This window comes from Telluribacter humicola, from assembly GCF_017355935.1.
Lineage (GTDB): Bacteria > Bacteroidota > Bacteroidia > Cytophagales > Spirosomataceae > Telluribacter > Telluribacter humicola.
The window spans coordinates 77622-96454 of record NZ_JAFIQT010000003.1; the positions used below are offsets into that span (position 1 = coordinate 77622).

Here is an 18833-nt window from a genome sequence, read left to right on the forward strand (position 1 = left end):
GAGCCGTGTATCGATATTGTACCTCCTTTCGCTTTTAGGTTGGCTATTAATTGAAGCTTATTTTATTGTGTCTTTCGACTAACATATATCAAAGAAATATATTAGATCATTGATTTGCAAGTATTCTATTCGCTTTTTTTATAATAATACCGGGGATTAACACTTGTTAACAAGTTTTGGCCCTGATTTTAAAGGATCTACCCTTTTTTGGATATTTATACTCATTCAGTGAAAAAGTAGAACTATTGCAACTTTTATATCCAATAACTAAACTCTCACGAGCCTGCAGTAGTTCAGATATTTGGATATAAGTTTTTCAACTATTTAGTAAACGGTAAGCAAACTACTGACACCATAGTTCATCCGAGCGTGGTCACCACTAATCTAAACCCAAATCACTACCTTTGCCGGATCAGTAGAAATACCGGATTTAGAGTAGAAATACATATACGAGGATTCACTAAAAAAAGATCTAACGTCTTTAATTTTCAAGCATTTAATACCCATTCATCATAATTATAAGTACTACGAATACCTATGAAATATAGTAAACACGTTTTTATCTGTACAAATCAGAAAGATGCTCCCAAGAAATGTTGCGGTCGTGAGCATGGTCTGGCGCTGGTAGATGCCTTCAAGTCAGCTATGAAAGATCGGAAGCTTATGCCTGAGATGCGCGCCCAGGGTACTGCCTGTCTGGATATGTGCGCGTTTGGTCCGGCCGTTGTGGTATATCCGGAGGGAGTATTCTATGGTAATGTACAACTCTCGGATGTGGAGGAGATTGTAGAAAGCCACTTGGTCAACAATACACCGGTGGAGCGGCTGAAACTGGACGTTTAGGTCGGCCATCCGGCTTTCTGCTAAAAGTGAGGTAAGAGGAGATAAAAGGAATAACCTGTGAAGTACAAGCATCTATTTTTTGACCTGGATCATACCCTATGGGACTTTGAGCGTAACTCGTCCGAATCACTACTGGAAATCTTTGACCGGTTTGAACTGGCCGGACATGGTGTAGCCTCCTGTGACGAATTTATCAGTACGTTCTCCCGCGTTAACCTGGCACTGTGGAAGTCTTTTGACCAGGGTACCCACACCCATACCTATATCCGGGAGAATCGCTTCCGGATGGTATTTGAGGAAATGGGACTGGTAGCTCCAACCTGCTGTACCCAACTTGGTGAATGCTACCTGGAGCTACTCCCGGAGAAGAAGTACCTGCTCGAAGGAGCTATGGATGTACTGGACCACGCCACGGAGCAGGGCTATGTATTACACATAGTTACCAATGGCTTTGATCATGTGCAGGCCCGAAAAATGCAGAACTCGGGAATATTCCACTACTTCACCCATATTGTCACCAACGAAAGAGCACAGGCCAAGAAACCCGATCCGCGCATATTTGCTTACGCCCTGGACTTAGCCCGTGCCCGGCACGAGGAATGTATCATGATTGGTGATAACTGGGAAGCGGATATACTGGGTGCCAAGCGTTTTGGCCTGGATACCGTGTACTACAACCCGCTGGGCCTGCAGTACGATGAAGTACCCACGCACGACATCCGTCACTTACACGAACTAAAAGCGATATTCTAAAAAACGAGGCGGCCTACTGGGCCGCCTCGTTCATGTTATTGAGCTGCTCTACTCTGAACTCCATCATAGAGGCGATATTCAGAGCCCGTACCTTCACCTCAGCGGCTTTCTCGCCCTCAAACAATTGATCTACCGTTTCGTAAAACAGGACCAGCCACCGATCGAAGTGGTGGGGGCGCAGCGGATGCTGCTGGGTAAGCCGGAAGTGGGGCGGCATGGGCCGGCCCCGGTACCCACCCGTTCCGAACAGGATGTTTTCCCAGAAGTCGTACATCTTGGGCAGGTGCAGGTCCCAGTTGACCTGGGCGACTTCGCTAAACAGCGGCCCGATCAGTTCGTCCTCGCGGACCTTGCCATAAAAAGTATTGACCAGTAGCTCCACATCGGCTCTGGTAGTTATATCAGGAAGCATACACTTAGTTATATATACGGTTAGTACTACTACGGAAGCAGTACTCTACTCTCTTCAACACCACAAAGGTACTTCCGCGTTCGGTATGGGTGAATGACATTTATCAGCTACGGCATGATTCGGCAAATTCGGAGGCATTTGTATACCTTTGCTCCCCAAATTTCAAGAACACATCTTATTTCAGCGTCCTATGTCTGGTACCTTACTGGTAGTAAAGATCGGCGGCAACGTCATTGATAATCCCGAAGCCTGTTCACGTTTCCTCCGGGCCTTTGCTCAGCTCCCCTCTCCCAAGATACTTGTACACGGTGGTGGTAAAGTAGCTACGCAGGTAGCGGCGAAGCTACAGATAGAGACCCAGATGGTAGACGGCCGCCGCATTACCGACCGCCCGATGCTGAACGTAGTGACGATGGTGTACGGAGGGTTGGTGAATAAGAATCTGGTGGCGCAGCTACAGGCGCAGCAGTGCAACGCCATTGGACTCACGGGAGCCGATGGAGGCATTATCCGCTCGGTAAAGCGCCCGGTGAAGGAAATAGACTATGGATTTGTAGGCGATATTGAAGCCGTTAATACTGCTCAGGTAGAGGCACTGCTGCAAAGCGGACTGGTACCTATCATAGCCCCCCTTACTTATAGTACCGAAGGGGTACTGCTTAACACCAATGCCGATACCATGGCCTCAGCCATGGCCGTAGGTATGGCGGAGCGGTACGAGGTGAATCTGGTGTACTGCTTCGAGAAGAAAGGGGTCCTCTCCGACCCCGATGATGACAACGCCGTTATTTCTTCCCTGAACCCTGACTCCTACGCCAGCTACAAAGCGGAGGGTATTATCAATAAAGGTATGATACCTAAACTGGACAATGCTTTCAAAGCGCTACGGGAAAAAGTGAGCCGCGTGACCATCTGCCATGCCGATGATCTGGCTGCCGCTACCAGTGGTTCAGCGGGTACTATATTATCACTCTAATAGGCAACTGTACGGGTGTAACCGATTGATACATTAACAATTAGTTGTTATACTTTTTAAAATTTTTTAATTTTGAGGAGATAAATTGTGTAGATAGGTAGCAGTAATCCTCCTCAAATAGAATGTCTTGTCGAAAACTTAATCTTGCTGGCATATTACTGGTGGGCATCCTCTTTTTAACTATAAAAGGGTACTCCCAGTCCGTATCCTTCTATAAGGATGTACAGCCCATTATCCATAATAACTGCTCAGTATGCCATAGACCGGGCGAGGCAGCTCCCTTTTCGCTTATCACCTACGATGATGTAGCCAAGCGCTCCAAGTTTATCCGCCAGGTAGTGAGCAGCCGCTACATGCCCCCCTGGAAAGCCGATGACCACTACACCCAGTTTGCCAATAATCGTTCACTCTCTGAGAAAGAAATAGAAACCTTAGTGTCCTGGATTGATGCCGGTCTGCCAAAGGGAAAAGTAAAACAGGATGCTGAAAAGGCCCTGCTCGAGCGAGCCAACGCCGGTACTGCCTACCACCGCAAGCCGGACCTTACCCTTAAAATGAGCGAGGGCTATGTCCAGAAAGGCGACGGCAAGGAGCGCTTCATCATGTTCAAGGTTCCTTTTGAGTTAGCACAGCGTGCCAACATTGAGGCCATAGAGTTTACTTCTAATGATAAGAAGATCATCCACCACGCCAACTTTGCCATTCACCCCGTAGAGGATACGGTCATTAACCTCAATAATACGGTTAATGTAGTAGACCTGAACGGCGAGTCGGCCAGCCAATACTACCAGTGGGTGAAGTACAAGAAAGAAATGTCCTACTATGGTGGCTGGGTACCCGGTGCCACCTTCGAAACCTACCCCCAGGATATGGGTTGGGAGATGCCCCGCCGTGGTGTCATGCTGCTTACCGTACACTATGGCCCCTCAGCTCTGGACGCCGAAAGTATCAACGGCGTTAACTTCTTCTTTAAGAATACACCTATCAAGCGAAAGGTAAAGGTAATCAGCCTCGGGTCGGGAGGAATCGGGGAAAAAGATATCACCCCACCCTTCATGCTCTTTGCGGATGAAGTCAAGACATTTACCCTTAAAGTAGCCAATAATCAGCCTGATGTGTCGTTACTCTCAGCCTGGCCCCACATGCACCAGTTGGGCAAGTCTTATAAAGCCTATGCTACCCAGGCCAATGGTGATACTATTCCGCTGGTGCGGATACCGGAATGGGACTTCCGCTGGCAGGAGATATACCGCTATCAGAAGCCGGTACGGCTACCAAAAGGGGCCGTGGTGCACATAGAAGGTACTTACGACAACACCGCCCAAAACCCCATGAACCCGAACAATCCGCCCAAGCTGGTACTGTCGGAGGGAAATATGCGGAGCGATCAGGAGATGATGACGCTGCTGCTCATGTACGTAGTACGTGAGGAAGACGATGACCAACTCATATTTGACTGGCAGAACTCCATCAAATAGCTTCAAAAAAACAGACTATATGGCTGCTTACGCATCTGGTACTTACTGGAAGACTATTTCTATTCTGCTGGGGGGTATGATACTCCTGGAAGTAGAGGCATCTGCTCAGCCTCTCTTCACGCGTCTGACTCCCAAAGCCAGCGGTGTTGACTTCGTGAATAAGATTCAGGAAAATGACTCTCTGCATATATTCAGGTACGAGTACCTCTACAACGGCAATGGCGTTGGCATCGGGGACTTTGATGGCGACGGCCGGCCCGACCTGTTTGTGTCGGGTAATACTGTAAAGAACAAACTATACCTCAACCGTTCGGCTCAGACACCCGGTGGCATCCAGTTTGAAGATGTGACCCGCAAAGCTAAAGTAGATGGCAATGGTACCTGGAGTACCGGCGTCAGCGTGGCTGACGTCAACGGCGACGGACTACTTGATATTTATGTGTGCCATTCGGGCTTTTTCAGAGATTCCATTAAACTCTCCAATGAGCTATACATCAATCAGGGGGTAAAGAAGGGGGTACCTGTATTTAAGGAAATGGGAAAACAGGCGGGATTGGATGCGCCCGGTACCTTGTCTACTCAGGCGGCCTTTTTTGACTACGACCGCGACGGTGATCTGGACATGTTCCTGCTGAATCACTCCAACCATACAGTGAACCCGCTCCTGAATACCCGGCAGATACGTAGTACCCCAAGCCGTCAATTTGGCAACCGCCTCTTCCGGAACGACAGCCAGAACGGCAAATTGAAATTTACGGATGTAACGCAGAAGTCCGGGATCATCAACAATGCCCTCAACTTCGGACTGAGCATAACGGTAGCCGATATTAATCAGGATGGCTGGCCCGACCTCTACACCACCAGCGACTATACCGAGGTAGACTGCTACTACGTCAATAACCGCGATGGAACATTTACTGAGTCCCTCAAGCAGTCGTTCGCCCACGTTTCCAAGTTTTCGATGGGAGCGGATGTAGGTGATTTTAATAATGACGGCCGACCGGATGTACTCACGCTGGACATGCTGCCTGAGGACAACCACCGGCAGAAACTCTTGAAAGGTCCAGATCAGTACGACCAGTACCACCTGCTGCTCGATAGCGGTTACTACCACCAGCAGATGCGGAACATGCTCCACCTCAACGTGGGAATGGATGCGCAGAAGCGGGTAAAGTTTAGTGAGATAGGACAACTGGTGGGTATATCCAACACCGACTGGAGCTGGGCCGGCCTGATGGCTGACTTTGACAATGACGGCTGGAAGGATGTCCTGATCACCAACGGCTACCTGCGCGACTTCACCAATATGGATTTCCTGAAGTACACCGTAGCCGACGAGCAGCTCAAGGAAGCCGCGAAAGGCAATATGCAATTCAGAACGTACGGCCTGGTACAGAAAATGCCGTCCAACAAGCTACGCAACTACGTATTCCGCAATAGGGGTAGTGAAGCGGCTAATCTATTAGGGTTTGAAGATGTGTCGCAGTCGTGGGGACTGACCGAGGCTACCGTGTCCAATGCCGCCGCCTATGCCGATTTTGATGGGGACGGGGATCTGGATCTGGTAATCTCTAATATTAACGAACCTCTTTATATATACCAGAACAATGCTCCTAAGCAGCAGTACCTGACCGTCCGGTTGGAAGGCAAAGCTCCTAACCCACAGGCCTTAGGCGCCAAGGTATGGGTATATGCGGGGGGACAGCAGCAGTACAAAGAGCTGTATCCGGTACGGGGCTACCAGTCCTCTGTCACAACCGACTTGCACTTTGGGTTGGGCAAGGCTACCGCCATTGACTCCGTAGTAATCGCCTGGCCTACGGGTACGCGTTCAGTAGTATCGGCACCGACTCCTAATCAGTTACTGAAAGCAAAGGAACCGGCTACGGGTACTCATACGGTAGCTCTCACTCAGAAGGTAGCCCAGCCTACTTTATTCGAGCAGCTTTCTCCTGAAATGACAGGGCTGGACTTTTACCACCAGGAGAATGATTTTGTAGATTTCAAAGTAGAGGTACTCTTACCCTACCAGCTTTCGCGCATGGGACCGGCCCTGGCGCGGGGTGATGTCAACGGCGATGGCCGGGAAGATCTGTACTTTGGAGGCGCGGTCAATCAGTTCGGGGTACTGTACCTACAGACGGTCGATGGCAAGTTTATGGCCGCTCCCTCCCAGCCGTGGCGACAGCACGCGGTATCGGAAGAGGTAGGTGCGCACTTCTTTGATGCTGATCAGGATGGTGACCTGGACCTGTACGTCGTCTGCGGCGGAAACGAATACGATGACCAGTCACCCGAGTACCAGGACCACCTCTACCTCAACCAGGGCGACGGTACCCTGCTCTACGCTCCGGCGGCACTTCCGGCCATGCTCAGCAGCAAGCAGTGCGTGGTTAGCGCGGACATAGACGGTGACGGTGACCTCGACCTATTCGTAGGTGGACGGGCTGTACCCGGCTCCTATCCCGAAGCTGCCCGCAGCTACCTGCTACGCAACGATGGTACATCCGGTCAGCCCCGCTTCACCGATGTCACAGCCGAGTGGAGTCCCCTCCTGCTCAACCCAGGCATGATTACCGCCGCAACCTTTGCCGACCTGGATGCCGATGGCCGCAAGGACCTGGTACTTGTGGGCGACTGGATGGGCATCCGTACCTTCCGTAACAAGACGAATGGCTTTGGAGAAGTAACGGACAAGAGCCTGCTCCAAACCGAGGGCATGTGGGCTTCTATTACCGCTACTGACCTGGATGGGGATGGTGATATGGATTTCGTAGTAGGAAACAGCGGCCTGAACAACCAGTTTAAAGCTTCGGTAGATAAGCCCATGACGCTCCACTTCGATGATTTTGATAAAAATGGAGTCATTGATCCCATTACCAGCTACTACGTAGGCGACAAGAGTTACCCGATGTTTTCGAGGGATGAGATGCTGGACCAGATGGTACCGCTACGCCGCAAGTACACTTCCTACGCCTCCTATGCCGACGCTACCACCGAAGACCTGTTCGGTAAGGCTGCCGTTGAGAATGCCCGGAAGCTCTACTGCCGACAGCTATCGAGTGTAGTCCTGGAAAATAAAGGAGGCTTCAGCTTTGCCGTTCATGAACTACCCCAGGCTGCTCAGGTGTCCCGCATCAGCGGTATAGTGGCGGATGATGTGGATGGGGACAGTAAAACTGATTTGGTTGTAGCGGGTAACTTCTCGCCCTATCGGGTACAGCTAGGGCCCTGCGATGCTTCTTTTGGCCTGTTTCTGAAGCAGGTAGGTCCTATGCGTTTTGAGCCGGTTGGACCCGACCAGTCCGGACTTTGGGCGGGTGGCGACGTGCGCACCATGACGATTATCAACTCCGGTGCTCAGCAGAAGTGGCTGGTAGTAGGGCGTAATGAGGATGAGGTACTGGTATTTAAGATCAATCAAACCCACAAATAGAGACCGCAGGGAATGAGCTATTTTCGGATTTTACTTTTCTTACTGTTCTATTCTACCTGCACACTGTGCCAGGGAGAAGTATATTCGGGAGCCGCTACTCCTTCTACGGCGCTGTTCCACCGAGCTCAGAAGAACCTGACGCGCGCCATTGTTCATGATATCTTTTCGCCCCCGGTAGCCAGCCGCATATATCTATATGCCAATGCTGCCGCTTATGAGACTATCATCTGTGAAAAGGGGACCTACGCCAGCCTACATGGTCAGGTGGCAGGACTTCCTGATATAGCTCACATACCCACGCAGGGCGAGGTTAACTACCCACTGGCGGCACTGTACGCTTTCTTTAGAACCGGCGGACAGCTGGTTTTCTCCGAGCACCTGCTCAAGGATAGTGTAGAGGTACTGCTCAGGGAGGTAGGTGAGAAAAATACCGCCACCTACCAAAACTCCCTTCGTTACGGACAGGCCGTCAGCGATAGTATTATAAAGTGGGCCGCTGGCGATAATTACCTAGCCACCCGCAAGCGCAGACGCTACTCATACAGTAAGACTCCCGGCAAATGGATGCCTACACCTCCGGGCTTTATGGATGCCATCGAACCCTACTGGGGCAAGATCCGTCCCGTCGCTCTGGACTCAGCCCAGCAGTTCAAGCCCCTGCCACCGCCTGCTTTTAGTACGGAGAAGGACAGTGAATTTATGAAACAGGCGCGGGAAGTATATGATGTGACCCGACAGATGACTGATGAGCAGAGGCTGATGGCCAGCTACTGGGATTGTAACCCTTTTTTCCTCAATACCCAGGGCCACCTCAACTTCGCCACCAAGAAGCTCTCGCCCGGCGGACACTGGATATCTATAGTAGGCCTGGCGGCCACGGCAGCCGGTATGGACTGGCCCGCTACCTCGGCGGCCTATGTACTGACTTCAATCGCTCTGTTTGACGGATTTATCAGTTGCTGGGATGAGAAGTACCGTAGTCAGCTCATACGCCCCGAAACGGTTATCAACGCTCATATTGATGAAAAATGGCACCCGCTCCTGCAGACGCCCCCTTTCCCGGAGTACACCAGCGGGCATAGTGTTATCTCCACGGCGGTCGCTACGGTACTTACAGCCTGGTTTGGGGAAGCTTTCGCTTTTCTGGATACGACCGAGGTGGAGTACGGTCTCCCCTCCCGTCGCTTCACCTCCTTCAGGCAGGCTTGTGATGAGGCCGCTATCAGCCGACTCTACGGCGGTATACATTACCGGGCTGCCATCGAGCAGGGACAGGTACAGGGTGAACAGGTAGGAAAATGGGTGCTTCAGAAGGTTCATCTTAAACAGTAGCCAGCTCAGCCCTCACTGTTTGTAACAAACGGATACTTACACGTCTCTCCTCCTTACTTTATAAAAATTTATCTTGCCTGTATTATCAAATTATACACGTGGGGCAGCTATATTTTAAAATAATTTAAAATTCAACATCTTGTTTATAATAAAAGTATTTATATTTGAATCAATTATACTATATTAATAGGTATTACGAGTTACATCGACCCTTAGTAGGTGTAAGAATAACACAATGATTAACCATTCTTTAACCAATCTAACCACTTTTTCAAACTATCTATGCTACCAAGATTTACGTCTTTACATCGTGTACTGATCGTACTTCTCCTGTTGCTAAGCAGCACGTTGAGTATGGCTCAGAACCGCAGAGCCGTCACTGGTACGGTGCGTGATCAGGAGGGGACCCCTCTACCCGGTGTTTCTTTCTTAGTCAAAGGAACTAATACAGGCGGTGCTACAGATGCCAATGGTACTTTCAGAGTAAACATCCCTGCTGATAATGCTACTATTGTTTTCTCTTCTATCGGTTATCTGACCAAGGAGGTACCGGTAGGTAATGCCAGCGAACTAAATGTAACACTGGAAGAAGATACCAAAACCCTGAACGAAGTAGTTGTTACTGGTTTTGGTATGACACAGGAAACCCGCAAGCTGTCATTTTCTGCACAGAGTGTTGACGGACCTGAACTAACCCGTACCAATAACGCTAATCTGGTAAATGCCCTGCAAGGTAAAGTAGCCGGGGTAATGATTAACCAGGGAACGGGTGGACCGATGTCTTCATCACGTATCCGTATTCGTGGTAACGCGTCACTTAGCCCTAACTCACAGCCTCTTTTCGTAGTAGACGGGGTGTTGATCCGTCCGGGTACTACCGGTGCTGACTCATGGGGTGCCGGTCAGGACTTCGGTAACATCATGAAGAACATCAACCCAGATAACATTGAGTCGATGACGGTACTGAAAGGTTCGGCAGCGAGCTCTCTGTACGGTTCAGAAGCGTTAAATGGGGTAGTTGTTATCCAAACTAAGAAAGGCCGTCAGGATAAAGGCCTGGGTGTTACCTACAACCATACTTCTTCTTTTGAAACAGCTTACCGCTTCCTGGATCTTCAGAACCAGTTTGGCGCTGGTCTTAACCCCACTTTCACAAAGGGTGCTGATGGTGTAGACGAAGTAGACCGTAACAACTGGCCTTACTCTTTTGGACCTGAGTTCAAAGGACAGCAGGTTCGTGACCTGGATGGCCGTATGGTGGAGTGGAAAGCTAATGATCCATTGAGCTTCTTCCAGACTGGAAAATTCATCAACCATAACCTGGCCGTTGAAGGTGGCTCCGACCGCGGTTCTTTCCGGGCGTCGTTCTCAAACCTGCGTAACAGCACTGTTATGCCTGCCGGTACCGAAATGAAGCGTAACAACTTCAATATCCGCGGTACGCAGAAGATCGGTAAGATCTTCAACCTGGATGTAAGCGCTGACTACACTGACAATGATATGGTAAACCCAATCCGTCAGGGTGGTAACTTCAACCCGGTATTCCGTTTTGTGTACTACCGTCCCCGCTCATTGGATATTAACTACTGGATGAATAACTACATTGATCCGGTTGCGGGCGGACGTCGTCTGGGAGCTAATGACCCCTACGGTATGAGTGCCTTCTTATGGGAAACATTCCAGTATACCCAAATTCGTAATGAGAAGGTATTCCGTGGTAACGTTGACCTTAATGGTACCATCACTCCATGGTTGAGCTTCCTGGTACGTGGTAACGTACAGACCGAACTTTATGCAGGATCAAACAAGAACCGTGGACCTAACGCCGGATTTACAGGTGGTGAATATGGTGAATATACTGAAAATAAGAGCCAGTCGCGCTTCCAGGGCCTTTTGATGGCTACTCGCCAATTGGGTGAGGACTTTAACCTGAGCTTGAACGTAGGGGGTGAAACTAACTACCTCAACGGTGGTCGTTATTTCCGCGCTGCTACCAATGGTGGTCTGCGTGTACCGGATGTATTCTCTCTGGCGAATACTATCAATAATCTGAATCTGGAAAACAGACTTACTCCTTCCCGCCGAATCGACGCTCTCTATGCCTATGGAGACGTAACCTACCGGGATGCGTTAACGCTTAACTTCAGCTACCGCAATGACTGGTCATCGACCCTGACTTACGCTGACGGAAGTGGTGACCACACCTATTCGTACCCTGCGGTAGGTCTGGCCTGGATTGCTACCGAGTCGCTGACTAACCTGCCTGCCTGGCTTTCGTTTGGTAAACTACGTGCTAACTACGGTTTCACAGGTGGTGATACTGATCCATGGAGAACCAACTCAACCGGTAACTACGGACCTCAGGGTACTTATACACAAGCTAATGGTAGCATTATCAACCTGTCAGGCTACGTAGATAATACTCTTCCTAACTACGCTCTGCGTAACCGTCTGGCTCGTGAGTGGGAAGTAGGTGCTGATATCCGCTTCTTCAGCGGCCGTCTGGGCTTTGACGTAACTGTTTATAACAAGCTAACCCGCAACGAGATTTTGAATCTGAATACTACTCCTGAGTCAGGTGTAGGCCGTCGCATTGTCAACGCAGGTAAGATTCAGAACAAAGGTATTGAGCTATTGATCAATGCTACTCCTGTAAAGGCTAACAAATTTGAGTGGAATACCAGCCTTAACTTTACCCGCAACCGTAACAAGGTGCTCGAACTGGTAGAAGGTACTGACACATATGAACTGGCTCTTGGCTTCGGTGCTGATATCGCGTCAGTAGCCCGTGTAGGTAAGGACTACGGTACACTGGTAACTTCGTATGCCTATGCTACCTATCAGGCCAAAGATGCCAGCGGTAATCCTATCGCCCACCCTGCCAATGGTCAGAAGGTGATTGGTGCTGCCAGCAACACGACCGGAGGTTTTCCTTCGTACCTGCGCAGTGGTGCCTACGGACAGGGTGCTAAAGAACTGGGTACCATGATGGAGAACTTCCTGGCCAGCAACGTTAACACCTTCCGCTACGGTAACCTCAGCGCCAACGTGCAGCTGGATGCTAAGATTGGTGGTCTGATGGCTTCGGCTACTCACCAGTACGGTTCAGCTAACGGAAACTTCGCTAATAGCCTTTTCGGACGGAATACTGAACTGGGTGGTGTTACTTTCACAGATGCCAGTGGTGCAGTTCGTAACGACGGTATCATCCCTGAGGGTGTACTGGCCGATGGTTACCAGGTAAAAGTAAACGATCAGGTAATTGATCTGGGTGGTATGACATACGCAGAAGCGGTAGAGAAAGGGTACCTGACTCCTATCCCTGCTTATGCTTACTACGAAAACCTTTCTCAGTGGGGTTCAGGTATTCGTGAGTATTCAGTATTCGAAAACTCATGGGTGTCACTACGTGAAGTATCTATCGGATATGACATACCTGCCTCTATCACTAACAAGGCTAAGATCCAGTCAATGCGTGTGAGCCTGGTAGGTCGTAACCTGATTTACCTGTACCGCACTGCCAAAGATGGTATCAACCCAGAAGGTCTTTACAGCAACCGTGCGGGCGAATTCATGGAGTACGGTGGACTACCATTCACTCGTAACCTGGGTGTATCGGTTAACATCGGGCTCTAATAACCCATACTCATTAAGAATACAACAACAGAAGCAACATGAACTATTTCAAGCATAAAATTTTGCTACTGGCAGCCGCGGGATTTCTGATGACGTCCTGTGAAAAAGAGGCTTTCGTGGATATCAACACCAATCCCGATGCACTTTCGGCAGTGCCGCCCCAGAATCAGTTCCTCAACGCAACGATCAGCATGCATAGCCAGGACTTTGAGGCCTACTATGACCTGTACCGCCGCATTATGCCCTGGCTCCAGTACTCGACCGACATTAATGGTAACCAGGGAGCATTTACGCAGAACGTTGACAACTTCTCTCAGCGCTACGGACGTTTGTACAACGGTATCGGCGACCGTCTGAACGACGTTGAGAAGCTGGTAGAAAAGCTGCCAGCCGAAGAGCAGCCTCGCTATCAGAACATGATTCGTATTTCACGTATCCTGAAGGCGTACTATACCTTCTACGTATCTGATATCTATGGTAGCATACCGTATTCAGAAGCGTTCCAGGGACGTTACGGTGGTACACTTCAGCCTGGATATGATACTCAGCAGGAAATTTTCGCTCAGCTGGACAGCGAGCTGAAAGAGGCCATCAGCACACTGAAGGCGGCACCGTCCGCTCCTCAGATAAGCCTGGGGCAGTATGATCAGTACTTTAATGGCAACGCTCAGCAATGGGTAAAAGCCGGTAACGCACTGCGTCTGAAAATAGCTATGCGTCAGCTTAAGGCAGATCCTACCAAGGCGGAGTCTATCATCAAAGAGGTACTTGCTCAGCCTGCTGCCGACCTGATGTCATCTAATGATGATAACTGGGTGTTCCGTGCTAATGCTGCCTTCACCGGCGGTGGCAACTGGGATCCTACGTCGCTGCGTGCTCCCAAGCCTATTGTAGACTTTATGTGGGAGAATAAGGATCCTCGTCTGGATGCATTCTTCACACCTAACTCTTATTCACAGGCCAACGTTGATCTGCTTGTAGCGAATAATCAGCTACCGGCTGGTACCACAGCTCCTGTGCGCCGGTACGTAGGTAGCTACACTAGCCCTGATGATGTAAAAAATCAGGCTATTGCTCAGCGTTTTTACCGCCCACGTCAGGTAATGTCGAATGGTCAGCAGGTGTCTATCGATACGCTTTCGTTTATCCAGCCCCGTCTTTTCAGCGCAACGGCAGCTGATGCCAGCGGTAACGCCGGTACAGGATTATCTTACCTGCCGGTTATTACATTTGCTGATTTTGCCTTTATGCGTGCCGAGGCGGCTGCCCGTGGCATTACGGCTGAAAGTGCTAAGGAATGGTATGAGACTGGGGTTAGAAGCTCGATCAGATGGTACGATGCCATTGCTCAGGGAGCCAACCTGACCAACTATACTCCTGTTACACAAGCTGAGATCGATGCTTATCTGGCAGATACCGACGTAGCGTTCAATCCTGCCAAGGCGCTGGAGCAGATCGCCAGCCAGGCGTACTTGCACTTCCTGAAGCAACCAACCGAAGGATGGGCTACCTGGAAGCGTACCGGATTCCCTAACGCAACCTCGGTAGTGCCTATGCCTACCCTGACCAATAACGGCGCTACGCTGGTACTGCCTCGTCGCGCTCCGCTTGGACTGATCAACCCGAACGACCCTAACTTCGCCAACAAGAAAGCGGCTTATGACGCTATGGCTCAAATAGCGGGCTTCGGACGTGATCCCCAGGATGCTACCGGCCGTGTATGGTGGGATCGTCCTTGAAAAATATAGATTGATTGTGGTGTATATTCTAAAAGCCGGGCGGATATCCGCCCGGCTTTTTTGTATCAGTACTTCGCACCTAATGCTTTACTAGCGTAGTTTATTTTCCAATAACACTACTCCTTTGTTCTCGCGGTTCCAGCGTTCTTTCACCTCTTTGGGAGTAGGAGTAATAGTCAGGGAGAAAGATCCCAGCAGGATATCCTGATCACCATCCCGATCTACATCGGCAATATCCATCGTCAGCCAGCGTCCCAGATTCGTATCGCCGAAGGTACGGGGCTGGTACTTACCCCCTCCCTGATTCTCGAGGTACACAAAACTCTCAACGGGCTGCCTGGCATAATTGGGAAAGAATGCAATGGCCGCTATGTCCAGATCACCATCTCCATCGAAGTCACGGGCCTGCGCCTGGGTAGCTCCATGCATCGGGTAGAAAAAGCTTTCTTTGAATACTCCAGAACCATTATTGAGGTAGATGCGGATACCGTGGTAAGGCTTCATGGTATGTGAATGGTCGGCATTATCCCCATTAGAGTACAGAATATCCATATGGCCATCCTTATTGAAATCAGCCAGCTCGAAGTACCCTGAGCCGAATACCGGCGAGAATCGCAGTAGTACTTTCTTGACAAAGTTTCCCCTGTCATCATTCAGGTAGACGGCTATCTGTTCATCACCCTGGGCCCACAGTACCCACAGGTCTTTGCGACCATCGCCGTTGTAGTCGTGCCAGTAGGTCTGGCGAGCGCCGGGCCGGTCTTCAATGATATGCATCCGCATACTGTCGTTAGCCATGGCTTCGTACCAGGCCAGCCGTCCTACGTAGTTACCATATTCAGACACCACCACATCTTCCCGACCATCTTTGTTGATATCAGCTTGTGACATGTGCACGGGGCGACGCAGTCCCTCTACCAAAGCTTTCCCTTTCCATCTCCCCTCTTCCTTACTCAGTCGGAACAGGTCACCCGTACTCTTGTCGTTCGGATCCATAATCCCCATACCGAGCAGATCCCACTCATTTTTCCGGAAACGAATATCAGAAAATGGACTGCGGGAGCGGAACAGCGAGTCTACCGGCCGTAGATTGGGATCCAGTACATAAATAGCTCCTGAGCGAAGCCCCGCCCATATCCGCTGGTTCAACGAATCGTAGCGCACCGCCGTCACCATAGCCTGGATAGGATGCGGAGTGGTACGTACCTGGAATCCAGTTAATAGCTGTGGGGCCTCCTTCCGTACCGTATCCGGCAGCTTCTCGGGAGCATTCTGCAGATAGTAGGCGACAATACTCTCCCACTCCTTCTGGCTTACTACCGGCTCAACCGGAAATATTCCGGCATCAACGACTACCTGCTCATTGGCATTATGCAGGCTATCCAGATTGAGCCCCCGATATGAAATACCCAGACGGGCCGCCATGTGTGGCAGTACTCCCTCGTCCCACACTTTTTTGGGAAGTAGCGAAGGCTCCGGGAATAGGTGGCACCCGCCACAGTGTGTTCGGGCCAGGGCTTCTCCTCCCTGTTGTCCTCCCGTACTGCATGACCAATACCCTATCGCTCCGGTACTAAGCGTAACCAGAGCAAACCAAACTTTACTGAATCGGATCACGCGGTGAGGAGGTTGTTAAGAGCAATGTCTACTTTACCAAATTCAAACCGCGACAGCTCCTGCTCCATTCGCGCTCTGATCTCCTCATTCTGTAGGTTCCCGATGCTTCCCTCGTGGGTATGCTGCAGTTCGCGAGGTGCTTTATAAGTCCCTTCACCTATTTCCTTTCCGACCTGACGGTAGGCATCACGAAAAGGTACTCCCTGCATCACCAGCTCATTGACCCGCTCCACGCTGAACAGCAGGTCGTATTTTTCATCTTTAAGCAGCTCAGGCTTTACCTGCATGTGCTCCAGCATAAAAGCCGCAATGTCCAGGCAGTTCAGGGTTTCTTCAAAGGCAGGCATGAGTATCTCTTTTAGCAGCTGCATATCCCGGTGATACCCCGAGGGTAGGTTGCTTAGTACCAGCGTCACCTCCATTGGCAGGGCCTTCAGGCGGTTAGTCTTGGCGCGAAGCAGCTCCGCTACGTCGGGATTCTTCTTATGGGGCATGATGCTACTACCCGTCGTAAGGTCGTCAGGTAAGACGATGAAGCCGAAGTTCTGGCTGTTGTAGAGGCATACATCCATGGCCATCCGCGACACGGTAGCCGCCAGGGAGGCAATAGCCGTTAGAGCCGCCTGTTCGGTACGTCCGCGGCTCATCTGGGCGTATACCACATTATGGTGCATGCCTTCGAAGCCCAATAATTCGGTAGTCAGTGTACGGTTGAGGGGGAATGATGATCCATAGCCGGCCCCTGACCCCAGTGGATTGCGGTTGGCCAGACGGTAGGCTGCATTGAGCTGTACTACATCATCGATGAGGGCTTCGGCATAGGCACCAAACCATAAGCCAAACGATGATGGCATAGCGATCTGCAGGTGCGTATAGCCCGGCAGCAGATCATCCTTATGCTGATCCGAACGACGAGCGAGTACGTCAAACAGTTTCTGCGTAGCCTGTACTACCTCCGTGAGTTGATCGCGCACGTAGAGCTTCATATCTACCAGCACCTGATCGTTACGGGAGCGGCCGCTATGTATTTTCTTACCAACATCGCCCAGCTTGCGTGTCAACATGAGCTCGACCTGCGAGTGTACGTCCTCCACGCCTTCTTCTATTATAAACTCCCCGCGCTGTATCTGCTCGTGGATGGCTTTGAGTTCAACCCGCAGAGCGGTCAGATCTTCGGTCGTCAGCAGACCAATGGTTTCGAGCATAGTAGCGTGAGCCAGATTCCCTAATACATCAAATTCAGCTAGGTAGAGGTCCATTTCACGATCGCGCCCGACGGTGAAGCGATCTATTTTATCAGAGGTAACAGTATTTTCTTTTTGCCAGAGTTTCAAAGTACTTATTGAATTACAGATGAATACTAGATGAATTGCAAATTTCGAAAGGTTTTAGCAAAATTGATGGATTACTTTTAACAATGTTACTTATACCTATGTGACTCGTATTCTTTGGATAACGAATGTCTACACCTTCCAACGCTGCCATTGCCATGGTAGTACACCTTCAGACTTTGTTGACCTTAATCAGTTACTATCTTCCAGATTAGTATCGAGTGCCCATATTTCTTCCTTGGTACTAACAATCTGGGTAGCCAGATCTTTGGCAGTCACCAAACGGGTCACTTTTATGAAAGTAGGCCATCCTGACCCCATATCTATGTAGTGAGAACTGTAGGCTTCTACCTTCATATCCATCTTTTCCAACTGATTCTGAAGATCAGTAGTAGGTTTTACCCCAGCCTCCTTTGCCGTTTCCTGTAGCGACTTTGCATACCCGTTCATAAACTCATTCAAATCAGCATATTTCTCAACGTCATACCGCACCTCATAGGAAGTAGTATCAATGGAAGTTACGTATAAATAGCAATTTAGATCAATGGTCTTATCCCCAATTAGTCCAGGAACAGACTCTGTGAAGTTAAGCGTATCGTTGATCCCAGTGGCATACCCATGCAAGGTGTGGAACTGACTAACAAAAACATGGTAGACATTATCGAATAGAACTTTGCCGTTTGCCAGTTTGCTGGCTAGAGATTCGGTCAGCTTTTTCTCTGCTTCATCTTTGTAGCTCTTCTTTTTTAGCTCTCCATTAACTACCTCTTTCATCATTTTATCCAGGCCCCTCTCAATCATTTCGCGATTTTTATAACCCTCCATTGCTCCCGTCTCGTCAGTGGTGTAGTAGAGTGTAAGATCATCTTCGGATAAATTCAACGCTTCATAAGGCAACGTGGGGTCATTGGATAAGTCACGCTTGTTTTCTATCATGCGGTACTCCAGATTGTAAGACTGCTCAGTAGAATCAATAACCTGGAATTGTACAATAGCATCAAATTCAGTTTTTTGAGATATCAGGCTATCACCTAGATATTGATAGCTTAGCTTTCTAGCTCTGTACTTCTTTACATCACCCTTGTTCCAGTAAGCAATTATATGTAGCGGAGTAGCGGAGGTATCTCTGGAAATCCATTGAGCATTTTTGATTTCCTGCGCCTGGGATGATAGCGTCGTAGTAAGATAAATAACAAGAAAGCACAGAAATAAGTAGTTTTGTTTCATACTGTTACACAGATTTGTTAGTGAGGAAGATGGAGGTTATTTACGGTCTTGTG

General features: G+C 49.7%; 12 protein-coding genes. 8 read left to right on the top strand and 4 right to left on the bottom strand.

Annotation, left to right across the window (positions count from 1 at the left end; genetic code table 11):
• Positions 1-537 precede the first annotated feature (537 nt).
• Together JUB14_RS15665 and JUB14_RS15670 are read left to right on the top strand one after the other, a co-directional pair.
• Entirely contained in the window at positions 538-843 is a 306-nt protein-coding gene (locus JUB14_RS15665) for a (2Fe-2S) ferredoxin domain-containing protein (RefSeq protein ID WP_207507276.1), read from the top strand.
• Positions 844-900: 57 nt separating this feature from the next.
• Positions 901-1596, top strand: a complete 696-nt coding sequence (locus JUB14_RS15670) for a YjjG family noncanonical pyrimidine nucleotidase (RefSeq protein ID WP_207507277.1) — start codon at positions 901-903, stop codon at positions 1594-1596.
• 13 nt (positions 1597-1609) lie between these two features.
• Here the strand turns inward: JUB14_RS15670 and JUB14_RS15675 are convergent, their stop codons facing one another.
• Positions 1610-2008: a group III truncated hemoglobin gene (locus tag JUB14_RS15675; protein WP_207507278.1), complete on the bottom strand. Its 399-nt coding sequence runs from the start codon at positions 2006-2008 to the stop codon at positions 1610-1612.
• Between the two features lie 190 nt (positions 2009-2198).
• Here JUB14_RS15675 and argB point away from each other — a divergent pair, with 190 nt between their 5' ends.
• From argB to JUB14_RS15705, 6 genes are all read left to right on the top strand, one after another.
• On the top strand, positions 2199-2984 hold the full coding sequence (argB, locus tag JUB14_RS15680; RefSeq protein ID WP_207507279.1) for an acetylglutamate kinase: 786 nt from the start codon (positions 2199-2201) through the stop codon (positions 2982-2984).
• Between the two features lie 161 nt (positions 2985-3145).
• Positions 3146-4462 carry a cytochrome c gene (locus JUB14_RS15685; RefSeq protein ID WP_229367918.1) on the top strand — a complete coding sequence of 439 codons (1317 nt, stop codon included), beginning with the start codon at positions 3146-3148 and terminating at the stop codon, positions 4460-4462.
• 19 nt (positions 4463-4481) lie between these two features.
• A complete protein-coding gene (locus tag JUB14_RS15690; RefSeq protein ID WP_229367919.1) occupies positions 4482-7898 on the top strand; it encodes a VCBS repeat-containing protein in 3417 nt (1138 codons plus the stop codon).
• Positions 7899-7910: 12 nt separating this feature from the next.
• Positions 7911-9230: a vanadium-dependent haloperoxidase gene (locus tag JUB14_RS15695; RefSeq protein WP_207507281.1), complete on the top strand. Its 1320-nt coding sequence runs from the start codon at positions 7911-7913 to the stop codon at positions 9228-9230.
• A gap of 282 nt (positions 9231-9512) precedes the next feature.
• Complete coding sequence (locus tag JUB14_RS15700) at positions 9513-12866, top strand: SusC/RagA family TonB-linked outer membrane protein (protein ID WP_207507282.1); 3354 nt, start codon at positions 9513-9515, stop codon at positions 12864-12866.
• A 38-nt stretch (positions 12867-12904) separates the two neighbouring features.
• Positions 12905-14605, top strand: coding sequence for a SusD/RagB family nutrient-binding outer membrane lipoprotein (locus tag JUB14_RS15705; protein WP_207507283.1), 1701 nt, complete (start codon positions 12905-12907; stop codon positions 14603-14605).
• Between the two features lie 90 nt (positions 14606-14695).
• Here JUB14_RS15705 and JUB14_RS28010 read toward each other — a convergent pair whose 3' ends face one another.
• From JUB14_RS28010 to JUB14_RS15720, 3 genes are all read right to left on the bottom strand, one after another.
• A complete protein-coding gene (locus tag JUB14_RS28010; RefSeq protein WP_207507284.1) occupies positions 14696-16222 on the bottom strand; it encodes an FG-GAP repeat domain-containing protein in 1527 nt (508 codons plus the stop codon).
• Positions 16219-17556, bottom strand: coding sequence for an argininosuccinate lyase (gene argH / locus JUB14_RS15715; RefSeq protein WP_207507285.1), 1338 nt, complete (start codon positions 17554-17556; stop codon positions 16219-16221). Before argH ends, JUB14_RS28010 begins: the two co-directional genes overlap by 4 nt.
• A 189-nt stretch (positions 17557-17745) precedes the next feature.
• On the bottom strand, positions 17746-18780 hold the full coding sequence (locus JUB14_RS15720; protein WP_207507286.1) for a hypothetical protein: 1035 nt from the start codon (positions 18778-18780) through the stop codon (positions 17746-17748).
• Positions 18781-18833: the final 53 nt, after the last annotated feature.